Genomic DNA, 15,840 nt, shown 5'->3' with positions numbered 1-15,840 from the left:
GGGGTGTTGCGCCGCTTCAGCGGCGCTCGATCGGCTCGATCACCTGCAACGCGAGGTTGCCTTTGTGCGAGCCCATCTTGACCTTGAAGGCCGGCACGCCGTTGGCGCGCATGATCATGTCTTCCGGCATCTCGACCGGGATCACGTCACCCGGCTGCATGTGCAGGATGTCGCGCAGTTTCAACTGGCGGCGAGCGACGGTGGCACCGATCGGCACGTCGACATCGAGTACGTCCTGACGCAGGGCGTTGACCCAGCGCTCGTCCTGGTCGTCGAGGTCCGACTGGAAACCGGCGTCGAGCATTTCGCGCACCGGCTCGATCATCGAGTACGGCATGGTCACGTGCAGGTCGCCGCCACCGCCGTCGAGTTCGATGTGGAACGTGGAAACCACGATCGCTTCGCTCGGGCCGACGATGTTGGCCATGGCCGGGTTCACTTCCGAGTTGATGTACTCGAAGTTGACTTCCATGATCGCCTGCCAGGCTTCTTTCAGGTCGACGAACGCCTGTTCCAGCACCATGCGCACCACGCGCAGTTCGGTCGGGGTGAATTCACGCCCTTCGATCTTGGCGTGACGGCCGTCGCCGCCGAAGAAGTTGTCCACCAGCTTGAACACCAGTTTGGCGTCGAGGATGAACAGCGCGGTGCCGCGCAGGGGTTTGATCTTGACCAGGTTGAGACTGGTCGGCACGTACAGCGAGTGCACGTATTCGCCGAACTTCATCACCTGTACGCCACCGACGGCAACGTCCGCCGAGCGGCGCAGCATGTTGAACATGCTGATGCGGGTGTAACGGGCAAAACGCTCGTTGATCATCTCAAGAGTCGGCATGCGTCCGCGGACGATGCGATCCTGGCTGGTCAGGTCGTAGCTTTTGACACTGCCGGGTTCGGCAGCGTTATCGGTCTGTACCAGACCATCGTCGACGCCATGCAACAGCGCGTCGATTTCATCCTGGGACAGCAGATCCTGCACGGCCATGTCGTGTTCCTACTGCAGTACGAAATTAGTGAAAAGCAACTGTTCGATCACCACTTTGCCCAGCTCTTTCTGCGCCACTTCCTGGACGCTGGCCGTGGCCTTCTGGCGCAACATCTCTTGACCGACCGGCGTCGCCAAAGTGGCGAAGTCCTGACCGGAGAAGAGCATCACCAGGTTGTTGCGGATCACCGGCATGTGCACTTTGAGCGCTTCAAGATCGGCCTGGTTGCGCGCCAGCATGGTGATGCTCACCTGCATGTAGCGCTGACGGCCGTTCTGGTTGTAGTTGGCCACGAAGGCCGGCGCCATCGGCTCGAAAATTGCCGGCTGCTTGCCGACCGGAGCGGTTTCCGCGGCAGCCGCAGGTTTGCTCTGGGCGCTGTGCATGAAGAACCACGTCGCCCCCACAGACGCGCCGATGGCCAGCAGCAGCCCCAGAACGATCACAATGATCATCTTGAGTTTGCCTTTGGTTGCGGGGTCTTTTACTGCTGCTGCTTCGCTCTTCGCCATGCCAATAATCCGTCACTAATCGGGTTTTCACAGTCGCACGGCAAGGCAAGAGCAAGTGTTATGCCAGAAGTGTCGGAGGGGAATGGAGAGCGGTGGCAAAACAGACGAGGGAGCGGACAGGGCCGCTCCCTCGGGGGAGGATGAATCAGGCGTAGTAGTCGACGGCGCTGCTGCCGATCACGCTGGTGGTTTGAGCAGCTGCTTCGGCCACGGCCGCAGGCGTCAACTCTTCTTCCGACGAGTCCAGGCGACTGCCGGCGGCGCTGGTGCGACCACCCTGCTGCCCCTGTTGCGCCTGCTCCTGGCCTTGCCCCTGCCAGCCACGATTCTGGTCGGCAACGTTGACATCGACCTGCCCCATGCCTTGCTGCGTGAACATGTCACGCAGGCGATGCATCTGGCCGTCGAGCGCTTCGCGAACACTCGGGTGAGCGCTCATGAAGGTCACCTGGGTCTGCTGGTCCGGCACCATGTTCACCCGAATGTCCAGACGACCCAGTTCAGCCGGCTGCAACTGGATATCGGCGGCCTTCAGGTTGTTGCTCGACAGGTACATGACGCGGTTGACCACTTCCTCGGTCCAGCCGCTCTGATGCATGGCGATCGGCTGGTTCACCGGCACCGCGTTGGCGGTTTTCGGTGTGGCCGCCTGAGTCAGTGCCGCCAGACGGTTGGCGAAGTCATCCACGCGGGTATCGCTGGTGGCGGATTTCAGGTCTTTCAAACCATCGTCGATCAGACCACTGAAGGCCTTTTCACCGCCCTGGCTGGTGCTGTCCTTGTCAGCCTGCACATCCAGCATGCTGGCCATGCCGGCGGCGAAGGTCTGAGCCGAGGTCAGCTCGCCATCAGCCTGGGCCTGGGCCGGCGTCGCCTTGGGCTGCGACTGGCTGGACGCGGAAATGTGACCGCTCTGCTCCATCGCCATACGCACGGCCGGCATCGAGTCGAGCGGATCGGCCTCGGGATCGAAATCACTGTCGGCGGCAGGCGCCGCCGTGGCGGCCGCCGGCAATGCAGCCACCGCTGGCGCCTGGGTTTCAGGCTTCACGGGTGTTTCGACGACGGGCGCCGCAACGACCGGCGGCGTGACGACCGGCTGCGCGACTTGCATCAGCGCCGGGTCCAGCGTCGGATCTACGACAGGCGTGGTGTCCGCGACCGGCGTGGTCGGTGTATCGGACGTATCGTCGCTGGCCACCGCGTCATCCGTTGCGGTCGACGAGGTTTTGTCGGCGGGCAAGGCATTGCCGCTATCGGCAACGGCCGGCCCGGGGGCGGCAGACTGATCCTTGCCGCTGTCCTTCTTGCTGACGCTGCCGGTGTCCTTGTCGCGTGCAGGTTTCACCGAGTTATCGGTGGTAACGGAAGGCTTGTTCTGTCCCTGATCGGCAAACACCTGAGCGAAGCTTGAAGCCTTGTCCCCGGGGCCTGCGGCCACCACTGACGGTTTGGCGGAGGCGGCTTGCGCCTTGGCCTGGGCGGCAGTCTGAATAAGAATGTTAGGGGTTGCAGGCATGGCACGGTCTCCGCTGCACTGGGATCGTAGGTACAGTTGAACGAGATGACTGCAAGTGCCGGGCCAGTTTCGTCCGGCGCCGAATAAAAACGCCGGACGGCTGGCTCAATGGGCGGGAGAGCGCTGTCGCTCGGCTTCATAGACGGGGCGCACATCCGCAAACTCGTTATGGATGTCGGCCACCAGCTTGATGATTTCGGACGGGCTCTTGTCCCTCGCGTGCAGCTCCAGCTCCTGGCAAAGCTCAGCCAGACGGGTCGCCCCCATGTTGCTGCTGCTGCCTTTGAAGCTATGAGCCACCGACGACAAGGCGTCGGCATCCGCGGTCTTTTGCAATTCACGCAGGCGCGCTTCGGAATCTGCCAGGAACGTATCCAGCAACTCCGGATAGCCATCCTCCATGACTTCTTGCAACGCACTCAGTACGTCGCGATCTACACAGGCATCAGTCACTTGTTCACTCCTTGATCAAGAATGCGCGGATTATGCCAGAGCCTCCCAGAAAAACTCCACGCGAGCACTGCGACCATCGTCTGACCAGCTCGGATTCCTGCTCAGTTGCCGGATCAGGCTGACGCCACGCCCCGACAAACGGACACCGTCGAGTGGCCGCTCCATTACCCGGGCCACGTCAAAGCCTTTGCCACTGTCTTCCACCCGCACGATCAGACAACCACCCTCGCCTTCCGGACGGACCTGCAAGTGCACGCGCACATAGCCATCCTGCAAGGCATCCAGTCGAGCATTACGCTGCTCATAATAGCGGGCAAAGCCTGAAGCATCGCGTTTGAGACTGGAGTCCAGACCCAACACCCCGTGCTCCAGCGCATTGGAGTAAAGCTCGGCGAGCACGCTGTACAACGCCCCGCTCTGCGTGCGCAAGCCATGCACCTCGAGCAGCAATTGCAGCAGGTAGGGTAACGGATTGAAGCGTTTCAGGGTGGAACCGCGAAATTCGAAGCTCACCGACCAGTCCAGCGGGCACGACTGACCGCTGTCGGAATACACCGGCGCCGACGGATTGACCTGCGCCATTTCCAGCAGGCTGACCTCGACCATGCTCACATCGTCCCGGGCTTCGCCGCGAAAATCCTGCAACGCCTGTTCGATCTCGGCAAACAGCCGATCCGGCTGGCGATTGTCGGCAAATACCCGCTGCAAGCGCTCGACGCCGAACAACTGATCATTGGCATCGCAGGTGTCGATCACGCCGTCGGACAACAGGAACACACGGTCACCCACCGCCATCGACAGCACTTCGGTTTGATCGTCGAAGGCCTGCGGGCTGAGCACACCCAGCGGCAGATGCCGCGCCGCAAGCGGCACCCGCTCGCCGGTGGCGATGCGATGCAGATAACCGTCGGGCATTCCGCCATTCCAGATTTCCACGCTGCGGCGCTGAAAACTCAGGCAGAGCAGAGTGGCGCAGCAGAACATGTCCACCGGAAGGATGCGCTTGAGCTTGGCGTTCATCTCCCGCAGGGTTTCGGCCAGGCCATAGCCCTTGGCCGTCATGCCGTAGAACACTTCCGCCAGGGGCATCGCACCGACCGCCGCCGGCAGACCATGCCCGGTGAAATCACCGAGCAACACATGCATGTCACCGGCCGGCGTGTAGGCCGCCAGCAGCAGATCGCCGTTGAACAGTGCGTAGGGTGATTGCAGATAGCGGATGTTCGGCGCACTCAGGCAACCGGAATGCGCGACCTTGTCGAATACGGCCTTGGCGACCCGCTGCTCGTTGAGCAGGTAGTCGTGGTGCCGGGCAATCAGGTCGCGCTGCTCAAGCACCGTGGCTTGCAGGCGGCGCAAGCGATCCATCGCCTTGATTTTGGCGGAGAGGATCACCTGGTTGTAAGGCTTCGCCAGAAAATCGTCACCGCCAGCCTCCAGGCATCGCACCAGGGCTTCGCTCTCGGTGAGCGAGGTAAGGAAAATGATCGGCACCAGGTTTTCACCCGCCAGCACCTTGATCTGCCGCGCCGCCTCGAAGCCATCCATGACCGGCATCATGGCATCCATCAGCACCAGATGCGGCTGCTGAGCAGAAAACACCGCGACCGCTTCAGCCCCATTGGTAGCCGTCAGCACGACATGCCCCTGACGACGCACGATCGTCGACAACAGCAGCCGGTCGGCGGCGCTGTCTTCGGCGATCAGGATCGTCAGCGGTTCTTGCGGCTGCATGGCCGTCAACTGATGTCGAACAGTTTGTCGAAGTTGGAAATGGCGAGGATCTTGCGCACATCCGAATTGCTGTTGATCACTCGTACGTCCGAGTCGTCGCCACCGGCGTGATCGCGCAGCAGAAGCAGCATTCCCAGAGCCGAACTGTCGAGATAGGTGGCATCCTTGAGATCCACCACGATGGCGTCGGGCTTTTTATTGAGTCGCTCGTAGGACTCGCGAAACTCCTGATGGCGTCCGAAATCGAACCGGCCCTTGATCGAAATCGTCAGCTTTTGCCCATCCGGAGAGACTTCTGTAACGACTGACATGTACTGGCTTCCTTGTCATTGACGAACCTGTACAAGGTTTAGCACTTGCAAGGGTAAGGGGCAAGGCAGGAAGTCGCCGGAAACTGTCAGAGATCAACCCGTCAGTAGGCATCACGGCGCGGCAGGCGTTGGGACAACTCGTCCAGCAGCTTCTGCTCGCGCTTGTCTTCGGCGCGCTGGGCTTCGTCGCGGTAGCGTTGTACAAGTTTTCGCAGACCCTCGACCCGGGCAAACGCCTGCTGCCAGGCATCGCGAGCCTTGTCCAGATTGTTCTGGTGCCATTGCAGACTTTGCCGCTGTTGATCGACCGCGGTGTCGAGTTGCGCCAGAAAGCCCTGAAAACCCAGCAGCCATTGCCCGGACACGCCCGTGCTGCCGCGTACGATCCATTGTTCGGAGTAATCCAGACGAAAGGCATGCAGGTCGGCGAGTTTGCTTTCGGCCACCTTCACCTGCCCCTGGAAATAACCCAGGCGTTGCACGGCGGTTTTCTCGGCTTTTTCGGCCATTTCCACCACCGGCGCCAGACGCGCGGCTCGGCTCAGGGCCATGGCCGGTTACCCGCCGGCCGCAGGGGCGAAAATCGTTTCGAGGTACGCCTCGCTTTCACCCAGGCTGATGCTGTCGTTCAGGCCCTGACGCAAGTATCTGACCAGTTGCGGCTGCAGATTGATGGCAAGGTCCGTCTCGCGGTCACCGCCGGCAACATAGGCGCCGACGCTGATCAGATCGCGACTCTGTTGATAGCGCGACCACAACTGCTTGAAGTACTGCGCACGAGTCATGTGCTCCGGCGAGACCACTGCCGGCATCACCCGGCTGATCGAAGCTTCGATATCGATGGCCGGGTAATGACCTTCTTCGGCCAGACGCCGGGACAACACGATGTGCCCGTCGAGCACGCCTCGCGCCGAGTCGGCAATCGGGTCCTGCTGATCATCGCCCTCGGACAATACGGTGTAGAAGGCAGTGATCGAACCCCCGCCCTTCTCCGCGTTACCGGCGCGCTCCACCAGTTTCGGCAGTTTGGCGAACACTGAAGGCGGATAGCCCTTGGTCGCTGGCGGCTCGCCGATGGCCAGGGCGATTTCCCGCTGGGCCTGGGCGAAACGGGTCAGGGAATCCATCAGCAACAGGACGTTCTTGCCCTTGTCGCGGAAATATTCGGCGATCCGCGTGCAGTACATCGCCGCGCGCAGACGCATCAGTGGCGCATCGTCCGCTGGGGATGCAACCACCACCGAACGCTTGAGGCCTTCTTCACCGAGGATGTGCTCGATGAATTCTTTAACTTCTCGACCCCGCTCACCGATCAGGCCGACGACGATGATGTCGGCCTCGGTGAAGCGGGTCATCATGCCGAGCAATACCGATTTACCGACGCCAGTACCGGCGAACAGGCCCAGACGCTGACCGCGACCGACCGTCAACAAACCGTTGATGCAACGGATGCCGACGTCCAGCGGTTCGCTGATCGGGTCACGGTTTAGCGGGTTGATGGTCGGGCCGTCCATCGGCACCCAGTCTTCGGCCTTCATGCCGCCCTTGCCGTCCAGCGCACGTCCGGCGCCGTCCAGCACGCGACCGAGCATGCTCATGCCCATCGGCAAGCGACCGGTATCGGCCAGCGGCACCACACGGGCGCCCGGCGCAATACCGGCAACACTGCCAACAGGCATCAGGAAAACTTTGCTGCCAGAGAAACCCATGACTTCGGCTTCAACCTGCGACGGATGATAGCTGTCGTCGTTGATCACCATGCAGCGGGTGCCCATGGCAGCGCGCAAGCCTTCGGCCTCTAGCGTCAGGCCGACCATGCGCAGCAGGCGCCCTTCGAGAATCGGCGCACCGGGAATTTCGGCGGCTTCAGCGTAGGTGCTCAGGCGCTTGGCGAAACTGGTGCGTTCAAGGCGCATCGGGGGCGTCCGCGAGCGGCTCGTCGGTGACAGGTGCCGGCTTCGGCGTTTCCGGCAAGTCCAGGCTCATGTCCGGCGCGGCCGGGTGCAGGGCTTGTTCGTGCAATTGATCGAACAGCTTGGCCATGATCTGGCTGACGCGGGTTTCGATGCTCGCATCGATCCGGCTGTGTTCGGTTTCGACCCGGCAACCGCCCGGCAGCAGCGATTCGTCCTCGACGATACGCCAGGTTTCCTCATGACGTTCGCGCAGGGCTTTGACCTGTTCGAAGTCCTGCGGATTGACGTACAGCCGCACATTGCCCACGCCCAGCGGCAACAGCTTGAGGGCGTCGCGCATGACGTGTTCGATCTGCGTCGAGTCGATGGCCAGTTCGCGCTGAATCACCTGTCTGGCGATGTGCTGCACGAGGTCGACCAGGGATTTTTCGATCTGGGTGTCTTGTTCGGCGATGGGTTCGAACAGGTTCGCCATCAACTGCTCAAGGCCGTTGACCTTGGCCGTCAGGACCACCTCGGCTTCCTGGCGCACCTTGAGGGTGGCGCTGTGGAAACCTTCTTTTTCGCCGATGGCGAAGCCCTCGTTGTAAGCCTCCTGACGGATGCTTTCGAGTTCTTCCAGGGTCAGTGGCTGGACTTCCTCCAGCGGCACTTCTTCCATCTCCGGCGGCTCGGGCTCCGGTTCCGGCTCGGGTTCCGGTGCCGGCGGATCGAAACTCGGGATCGCCCAGGTTTCGAAACCGCGGACGTCCCGGGCACGGATCAGGTCCGTTACATCGTCGTCGTTCTTGCCCATGGTGTTAGATCATTTCCTCGCCGCCCTTGCCACCGAGCACGATTTCTCCGGCTTCGGCCATACGGCGGGCGATGGTGAGGATTTCCTTCTGCGCGGTTTCCACGTCGCTGACGCGCACCGGGCCTTTGGCCTCGAGGTCGTCGCGCAGCAGTTCGGCAGCACGTTTGGACATGTTCTTGAAGATCTTTTCCTTGACGCCTTCGTCCGAACCCTTGAGGGCCAGCACCAGCACATCGGAGGACACTTCGCGCAACAGCGCCTGGATACCGCGGTCGTCGACATCGGCCAGGTTGTTGAACACGAACATGAGGTCTTCGATCTGACCGGACAGGTCTTCGTCGACTTCGCGAATCGAGTCCATGAGCTGGCCTTCGATCGAGCTGTCGAGGAAGTTCATGATGTCCGCCGCCCGCTTGATGCCACCCAGGGTGGTGCGCGAGGCATTCGAGTTGCCGGAGAACTGCTTCTCGAGGATCTGGTTCAATTCTTTCAGTGCCGCCGGCTGCACGGTGTTCAACGACGAGACGCGCAGGATGATGTCCAGACGCACCTTGTGGTCGAAGTTACCCAGCACTTCACCGGCCTGATCCGGATCGAGGTACGCGACCACGATCGCCTGGATCTGCGGGTGTTCGTAGCGGATCACGTCGGCAACGGCGCGCGGCTCCATCCATTTCAGGCTGTCGAGGCCACTGGTGTTGCCGCCCAGCAGAATGCGGTCGATCAGGCCGTTGGCCTTGTCTTCACCCAGGGCCTGGGTGAGCATTTTGCGCACGTAGTCGTCGGAGCCGACGCCCAGACTGGTCTGGTCGCCGACGATGTCGACGAACTCGCTCATGACCTGCTCGACCTGCTCACGGTGGACGTTGCCCATCTGGGCCATGGCCACGCCGACTCGCTGAACCTCTTTGGGGCCCATGTGGCGCAGCACTTGTGCAGCATCGGTCGAACCCAGGGACAGCAGCAGAATCGCGGCTTTATCGACCCGGGACAGTTTGGCGACGGCGGCTCGGTTATCACTCATCTGCGTTAATCCACTCTTTCACGACCTGGGCCACACGACCCGGGTCTTCTGCCACCAGACTCTTGATTGCGTTCAACTGAGCGTCATAGCCTTCGCTCGGGCTCGGCAGCAGGATGCTGGTCGGGCCGCCGAGGCTGACGCGATCGTTGGACAGTTCACCGTCCAGACCGCCCATGCCACCCAGTTCCACGTCACCGCCCAGACCGGCCAGTTCCTTGCCTTTGCCGCCACCGGTGATGTTGTTGAGCACCGGACGCAGCACGCCGAACACCAGCACCAGGATGAACAACACACCCAGCACTTGTTTGACGATGTCCCAGAACCATGGCTGGGAGTAGAACGGAATGTCGGCAATCACTTCGCCGCGCTCGGCGGAGAACGGCATGTTGATCACGCTGACGCTGTCGCCACGGCTGGCGTCGAAGCCGACCGCGTCCTGCACCAGGCGAGTGAAGCGCGCCAATTCGTCGGCGCTCCACGGTGCACGGGTGGTTTCGCCGTTGGCCGGGTTGATCTTGACCTGATCGTCCACCACCACCGACACCGACAGGCGATTCAGGCGACCCTGCTGCTGCTTGGTGTGGCTGATGGAACGGTCGAGTTCGAAGTTCTTGGTGGATTGTTGACGCTTGTCTGCCGGGTACGGCGCGAGCATCGGCTGGCCGGTGGCCGGGTCCATGATCTGCTGACCGTTGGCGTCAACCAGTGGCTGGCCAGGTTGCACCATGCTCGTCGAAGTTGCCGCACCGCCGGTGGTTTGTGGCGCCGAGGCTGGCGACGGCGGCTGGTTGCTCAGGGCACCCGGAACGCCTTGCGGGCCATTGCTGGCAGTACGCTGTTCGTTGACCGACTGTTCGCTGCGCAGCGCCGGCTGGTCAGGGTTGAACTGCTCGGCGGTCGATTCGACGGCACTGAAATCCACGTCGGCCGACACTTCAGCCTTGTAACGATCGTTGCCCAGTACCGGTTGCAGAATATTGTGTACACGCTGGGTGAGCATGCTTTCCATGCGGCGGCTGTAATCGAACTGCTTGCCGGCCATGGTCATTTCAGAGTTTTCCGCCTGATCCGACAGCAGGTTGCCCTTCTGGTCGACGACGGTGATCTGCGACTTGCTCAACTCAGGGACGGAAGTGGCCACCAGATTGATGATGGCAACCACCTGGCCCGGCTCCAGCGAACGACCGGAGTACAACTCGACGAGTACCGAAGCACTTGGCTTGCGCTCGTCACGTACGAACACCGAGCTTTTCGGGATCGCCAGGTGAACGCGCGCGCCCTTGACGTTGTTCAGGGCGGAGATGGTGCGGGCCAGTTCGCCTTCGAGGCCGCGACGATAACGGGTCGCTTCCATGAACTGGCTGGTGCCCAGACCCTGTTCCTTGTCGAGGATCTCGAAACCGATGTTGCCGTCGCTGGGAGTGACACCAGCAGCCGCGAGCTTGAGGCGCGCACGGGACAGGTCATCGGCCTTGACCAGCAAGGCGCCGGAATTCGGTTCAACGGTGTACGGAATATCGGCGGAGGCCAGAGTGTCCATGACCTGCTTGGCGTCCATACCGGCAAGGCTGCCGTACAGAGGCCGGTAGTCCGGTTGCTGCGACCACAGCACCACGGCAAAGCCAATCGCCACGCTCGCAGCCAGGCCGACCAACAGGCCCACCTGACGCAGCATGGTCATCTCGGAGAGGTTTTCCAGGAAGGACAGGCCGAACAGCGGCGGTTTGCCGTCTATCGGGGTGGCCTTGGCCGGAACGTTATCGGCGACTGCTTCTGCCATGACTCAATCTCGTCCTTAAACCGGCATCTGCATGATGTCTTGATAAGCCTGAACCAGTTTGTTGCGCACCTGGGTCAGAGCCTGGAACGACACGCTGGCCTTCTGCGAGGAAATCATCACGTCCGTCAAATCGACGCCGCTCTTGCCGATTTCGAACGCGTTGGCCAATTGGCTCGAAGCCTGTTGGGTATCGTTCACTTTGTTGATGGCCTGACCGAGCATGTCGGAAAAGCTGCTGCCCGCCACTTCTGGGACGGCGGCAGTCGATTTCGGCTTCGACATGGCGTCCATTTGCATGGCCTTCATGTCCGTCATCAACCGATTAATTTCAATACCTTGGCTCATGGTCTACTCTCTTGGGCGGCCCGCAATTTTTTGACACTCACTCGGCGGGTACTCAGGTGTTAGCAACAACGGTGCCAGCTCACGGGCACCGCTTCGAGAAATGCGTTTTCAAACGTTTGCGCCACCCGTCAGGTGGCGAACAGATACCCTTCGACGTCCATTCCGGCATCGCGCATTTGCGCCAGTTTGTAGCGCAACGTACGCGGGCTGATACCGAGTTTTTCGGCGGCTTCCTTGCGTCGTCCGCGCTCGGTGCGCAGGGTGTCGATGATCATCTGGAACTCACGACGACGCAGGTCATCGCCCAGCGCGCCGGCCGAATCCGCCTCGATGTCGACTTCACGAATGACTGGCACAGTCGGCACTGCCACCGGCAACGGGGCGAACAGCGCAGGGCCCGAGAGGCAGAAATCCTGCGGCTGGATCAGGCCGCCCTGCTGCAGTATCAACGCCCGCTGGACCGCGTTATCCAGCTCGCGCACGTTGCCCGGCCATGGATAACCGATCAGGCACGCCTGCGCCTCGGGCGAGAACTTCGCCATTGCATGCTTCATTTTATTGACGTGTTTGGCCAAAAGACGCTCGGCCAGCGGCAGGATATCGGCGGTCCGCTCACGCAGCGGACGCCAGGCCAGCGGAAAAACCGACAGACGATAGTAGAGGTCTTCACGGAACCGCCCCGCCGCCACCTCGCCCGCCAGATCACGGTTGGTGGTCGCGACCACCCGGATATCGAGGGTGATCGGCTTGCGCGCGCCGACCCGCTCCACCTCGCGCTCCTGCAGCACGCGCAACAGCTTGGCCTGCAGGCCCAGGGGCATTTCGGAAATTTCGTCGAGCAGAATGGTGCCGCCGTCGGCCTGTTCAAACTTGCCGGCCTGCGCCGCGATGGCGCCGGTGAACGAACCCTTCTCGTGACCGAACAATGTCGCTTCGAGCATGTTGTCCGGGATCGCCGCGCAGTTGATCGCAATGAATGGCTGACGGGCGCGATGGGACTGCTGATGGATGTAGCGCGCCAGCACTTCCTTGCCGGTGCCGGACTCGCCGGAAATCAGCACGGTGGAATCACTGCGCGCCACCCGCGCTGCCAGATCCAGCAACTGCGCACTGGCCGGCTCGACCGCGATCGGCCCTTCCGCATCGGCTGAACCGAGATTGCCCAAGGCATGGCGCGCGACCAGGTCCAGCAACGCCTTGGGCTCGAATGGCTTGACCAGATAATCCGCCGCGCCCTGACGCATGGCATCGACCGCGCGCTCGACGGCACCGTGAGCCGTCATCAGCAACACCGGCAGTTGCGGCTGGCGGGCGCGCAGTAGACCGAGCAACTGATGACCGTCCATGCCCGGCATATTGACGTCGCTGACCACCAGGCTGAACGCCTCGCACTCCACTGCCTTCAGCGCCTCCTCGGCCGAACCCACTGCGTGATAATCGTGGCCGGCCAGCAACAACGTATCGGCCAGCGCCTCGCGCAATGAACGGTCATCCTCGACCAGCAGAACCTTGATGCCCATGACCTTCACTCAGCTCCCTGTACAGCGGAAAACATCGGCAGGACCACCTGCGCGCACGTGCCGCGCCCGACCCGCGAGCGCAACTGCAATTGTCCCTGATGAGCACGGGCCACGGCCTTGACCACGGTCAGGCCCAGGCCGGTGCCGGTGACCTTGGTGGTGAAAAACGGCTCGCCCAGCCGCGCCAGCACCGCCGGTTCGATACCGCCACCGTTGTCACTGACGCACAGGCGCAGGGTGTTGTCGCGGGTGTAGCAATGCACTTTCAGGCGCACGTCACCGCCACTGGCCTGAATCGCGTTTTCAATCAGATTGAGGATGGCTCCGACCAGCGTGTCGCGATTGCACAGCAACTCACCGGCATGGCTGTCGCACTGCCAGCGAATTGGCAGATCCTGCACATGGGTCAGCGCGGCGGCCTGCAACGACTGCATCAGGGCATTGGGCGTGATGCGGTCGGTCAGCGGCAATTCACCGCGAGCGAACACCAGCATGTCGCGCACCTGGTGCTCCAGCTCATGCAGACGCTCTTTGAGACGCCCGGCAAAACGTTGTTGAGTGGCAACCGGCAGCGCCTGCTCAGTCAAATGACTGGCATAAAGCAGCGCGGCGGAAAGCGGCGTACGAATCTGATGAGCCAGCGAGGCGACCATCCGCCCCAACGACGACAGCCGCTCGTGGCGTGCGAGTTGATCCTGCAAGTGACGGGTTTCAGTCAGGTCGTTGAGCAACACTAGCTGCCCCGGCTCGGCGTCCAGCGAGCGGGTGGCAAGCGACAGGCGTCGACCGTTTCTCAGGGAGATTTCATGACCATCGTCTTCACGGGGCGCGAAGCAGCGCGCGATGACATGGCGCCACAGCTCGCCCTGGAGGGGTAAACCGAGCAGATCGATGGCGGCCGGATTGGCCTCGCACACGATGCCATGACCGTCGATAACGATGACGCCACCGGGCAACAGATCGAGGAGATTTTGCAGACGGTTGGCCAGACGTTCTTTTTCCGCCAGCTCCTGCATGCGCTGGGCGCTGACCACGGCCAACTCGCCCTTGAGCTCGGTGACCCGCGCTTCAAGCATGCTGTAGGAATCGGTCAGCTGACTCGACATCTGGTTGAACAGCGCGAACGCCTGCTCAAGACCCTGCCGACTGGCCTGCTCTACGGACGGCAGTTGCCCCGAGGACTCGGGAACAGAAGACATCTGGGAGGCTTGGGGCATTGTGCTCTCTCGCTTGGCTGACCGTCAGTTAAACGGAACGTTGCGAGGGACGTAGCAATACCCGTGCCTAAAAAAAACTGCTTATAAATGAAGCAGTTGAAAAACAGGCGTCAATCATCCGCCTGTTCATCACCTTCACGTCGGCTCATGCCGTACTTGCGCATCTTCTCCACCAGCGTGGTGCGGCGAATACGCAGGCGTTCGGCCGCGCGCGCCACAATGCCGTTGGCATCGTCCAGTGCCTGCTGGATCAGCCCCTGCTCCAGACCACCGAGGTAGTCCTTCAGATCAAGGCCTTCCGGCGGCAGCATGGCGTTGGCGGTGAAATCCGGCGTGTGGCCGTTGATTGCCACGCGCTCTTCCAGATCACTGCGCAGGCTGTCGACCATTTGCTCGTCTTCGTCGTCGACGTAGCGGAACTTCTTCGGCAGCTCGACCACACCGATCACCCCGTACGGATGCATGATCGCCATGCGCTCCACCAGGTTGGCCAGCTCGCGAACGTTGCCCGGCCAGCCATGGCGGCACAGGGACATGATGGCGGCGGAGTTGAAACGGATCGAGCCACGCTTCTCGTGCTCCATCCGCGAAATCAGTTCGTTCATCAACAGCGGAATGTCTTCGACGCGCTCACGCAGCGGCGCCATCTCGATCGGGAACACGTTCAGGCGATAGTAGAGGTCTTCGCGGAAGGTGCCGATCTCGATCATGCTTTCGAGATTCTTGTGGGTCGCGGCGATGATGCGCACGTCGACGCTCTGGGTCTTGTTGCTGCCCACGCGCTCGAAGGTGCGTTCCTGCAATACGCGCAGCAGCTTGACCTGCATCGGCAGCGGCATATCGCCGATTTCATCGAGAAACAGCGTACCGCCATTGGCCAGCTCGAAGCGGCCGGCACGGCTGGTGATTGCACCGGTGAAGGCACCCTTCTCGTGGCCGAACAGCTCGCTTTCCAGCAGCTCTGCCGGGATCGCCCCGCAGTTGACCGGTACGAATGGCGCGTCACGACGCTTGGAATGGTAATGCAGGTTGCGCGCAACCACTTCCTTGCCGGTGCCGGACTCGCCGAGGATCAGCACGCTGGCGTCGGTGTCGGCCACCTGCTGCATCATCTGACGCACATGCTGGATCGCCCGGCTGGTGCCGACGAGGCTGCGGAACAGGTTGGGTTCGCGATGACGGCCGCGCTCGCGGGCCTGGTCGTACATTTCGCGATAGACCTGGGCGCGGTGCAGGGAGTCCAGCAGCTTGCTGTAGCTCGGCGGCATTTCGAGGGTCGAAAGTACCCTGCGGCGTTGGTCTTCGGGCAAGTCCACCGAAGAATTATCGCCCATCAGCAAAACCGGAAGGAACTCATCCCAGGTTGAGAGTGTCTTTAACAGGCCCAAGAGCGCACCAGGAGCATTGACCGTCCCGATCAGTACGCAAATGACCTCACGACTAGACGACAAAGAGCCGACTGCCTGCTGCCAGTCATGGCTTCCGCAGGGTAAATTTTCTTCGCCAAGAAAATTTAAAATCACCGCCAGGTCGCGGCGGCGGACGCTATCGTCATCGATCAGCAGAATTTTGGTTTCACGCCACATGCAATAGCAACTTCCCTAGTCAACTCAATGCCCGAAACGAGGGGCAAGCGAGACGCTTGCAGGACACCTTGTGCCTGTAGACGCCTGAAATCTGAAAACAGCCACTAGTTAAGTCAAAAAACCGTGCACAGTCAAATTTAT

At 61.6% G+C, this 15,840-nt stretch carries 15 protein-coding genes; all 15 read right to left on the bottom strand.

What is annotated here, in order from left to right; genetic code table 11:
* Positions 1-16: 16 nt before the first annotated feature.
* The 15 genes from fliM to IF199_RS08025 all read right to left on the bottom strand — a co-directional run bounded on the left by fliM (position 17) and on the right by IF199_RS08025 (position 15,699).
* Complete coding sequence (gene fliM / locus IF199_RS08095) at positions 17-985, bottom strand: flagellar motor switch protein FliM (RefSeq protein WP_003222890.1); 969 nt, start codon at positions 983-985, stop codon at positions 17-19.
* 9 nt (positions 986-994) lie between these two features.
* Positions 995-1,498 (bottom strand): flagellar basal body-associated protein FliL, encoded by a 504-nt coding sequence (gene fliL / locus IF199_RS08090; protein ID WP_096822174.1) that lies wholly within the window; start codon positions 1,496-1,498, stop codon positions 995-997.
* 145 nt (positions 1,499-1,643) lie between these two features.
* Positions 1,644-3,017, bottom strand: coding sequence for a flagellar hook-length control protein FliK (locus IF199_RS08085; protein WP_192560095.1), 1,374 nt, complete (start codon positions 3,015-3,017; stop codon positions 1,644-1,646).
* A gap of 105 nt (positions 3,018-3,122) precedes the next feature.
* Positions 3,123-3,470, bottom strand: a complete 348-nt coding sequence (locus tag IF199_RS08080) for an Hpt domain-containing protein (protein WP_096822176.1) — start codon at positions 3,468-3,470, stop codon at positions 3,123-3,125.
* Positions 3,471-3,500: 30 nt separating this feature from the next.
* Positions 3,501-5,204: an ATP-binding SpoIIE family protein phosphatase gene (locus tag IF199_RS08075; protein WP_096822177.1), complete on the bottom strand. Its 1,704-nt coding sequence runs from the start codon at positions 5,202-5,204 to the stop codon at positions 3,501-3,503.
* Between the two features lie 5 nt (positions 5,205-5,209).
* Entirely contained in the window at positions 5,210-5,515 is a 306-nt protein-coding gene (locus tag IF199_RS08070) for an STAS domain-containing protein (RefSeq protein WP_096822178.1), read from the bottom strand.
* A gap of 101 nt (positions 5,516-5,616) precedes the next feature.
* Positions 5,617-6,066, bottom strand: coding sequence for a flagellar export protein FliJ (fliJ, locus tag IF199_RS08065; RefSeq protein ID WP_085733745.1), 450 nt, complete (start codon positions 6,064-6,066; stop codon positions 5,617-5,619).
* Between the two features lie 6 nt (positions 6,067-6,072).
* The gene (fliI, locus tag IF199_RS08060) at positions 6,073-7,431 is read right to left on the bottom strand and encodes a flagellar protein export ATPase FliI (RefSeq protein ID WP_096822179.1); all 1,359 of its coding nucleotides are present in this window, start codon (positions 7,429-7,431) and stop codon (positions 6,073-6,075) included.
* Complete coding sequence (gene fliH, locus IF199_RS08055; protein ID WP_192560094.1) at positions 7,421-8,227, bottom strand: flagellar assembly protein FliH; 807 nt, start codon at positions 8,225-8,227, stop codon at positions 7,421-7,423. Before fliH ends, fliI begins: the two co-directional genes overlap by 11 nt.
* Before the next feature lie 4 nt (positions 8,228-8,231).
* Entirely contained in the window at positions 8,232-9,251 is a 1,020-nt protein-coding gene (gene fliG / locus IF199_RS08050; protein ID WP_007958288.1) for a flagellar motor switch protein FliG, read from the bottom strand.
* Complete coding sequence (gene fliF, locus IF199_RS08045; protein ID WP_096822181.1) at positions 9,244-11,031, bottom strand: flagellar basal-body MS-ring/collar protein FliF; 1,788 nt, start codon at positions 11,029-11,031, stop codon at positions 9,244-9,246. The genes fliG and fliF overlap by 8 nt, the downstream gene beginning before the upstream one ends.
* 15 nt (positions 11,032-11,046) lie before the next feature.
* On the bottom strand, positions 11,047-11,376 hold the full coding sequence (gene fliE, locus IF199_RS08040; protein WP_096822182.1) for a flagellar hook-basal body complex protein FliE: 330 nt from the start codon (positions 11,374-11,376) through the stop codon (positions 11,047-11,049).
* Positions 11,377-11,504: 128 nt separating this feature from the next.
* Positions 11,505-12,896, bottom strand: a complete 1,392-nt coding sequence (locus IF199_RS08035; RefSeq protein ID WP_192560093.1) for a sigma-54-dependent transcriptional regulator — start codon at positions 12,894-12,896, stop codon at positions 11,505-11,507.
* A gap of 5 nt (positions 12,897-12,901) precedes the next feature.
* Complete coding sequence (locus tag IF199_RS08030; RefSeq protein WP_425220371.1) at positions 12,902-14,113, bottom strand: sensor histidine kinase; 1,212 nt, start codon at positions 14,111-14,113, stop codon at positions 12,902-12,904.
* Between the two features lie 110 nt (positions 14,114-14,223).
* Complete coding sequence (locus IF199_RS08025) at positions 14,224-15,699, bottom strand: sigma-54 dependent transcriptional regulator (protein WP_003222863.1); 1,476 nt, start codon at positions 15,697-15,699, stop codon at positions 14,224-14,226.
* Between the last annotated feature and the right edge of the window lie 141 nt (positions 15,700-15,840).

Origin of the sequence: Pseudomonas allokribbensis, assembly GCF_014863605.1 — a bacterium.
GTDB lineage: Bacteria > Pseudomonadota > Gammaproteobacteria > Pseudomonadales > Pseudomonadaceae > Aquipseudomonas > Aquipseudomonas allokribbensis.
The sequence above is the reverse complement of the archived record's forward strand: the minus strand, read 5'-3'. Positions and strand labels throughout refer to the sequence as shown.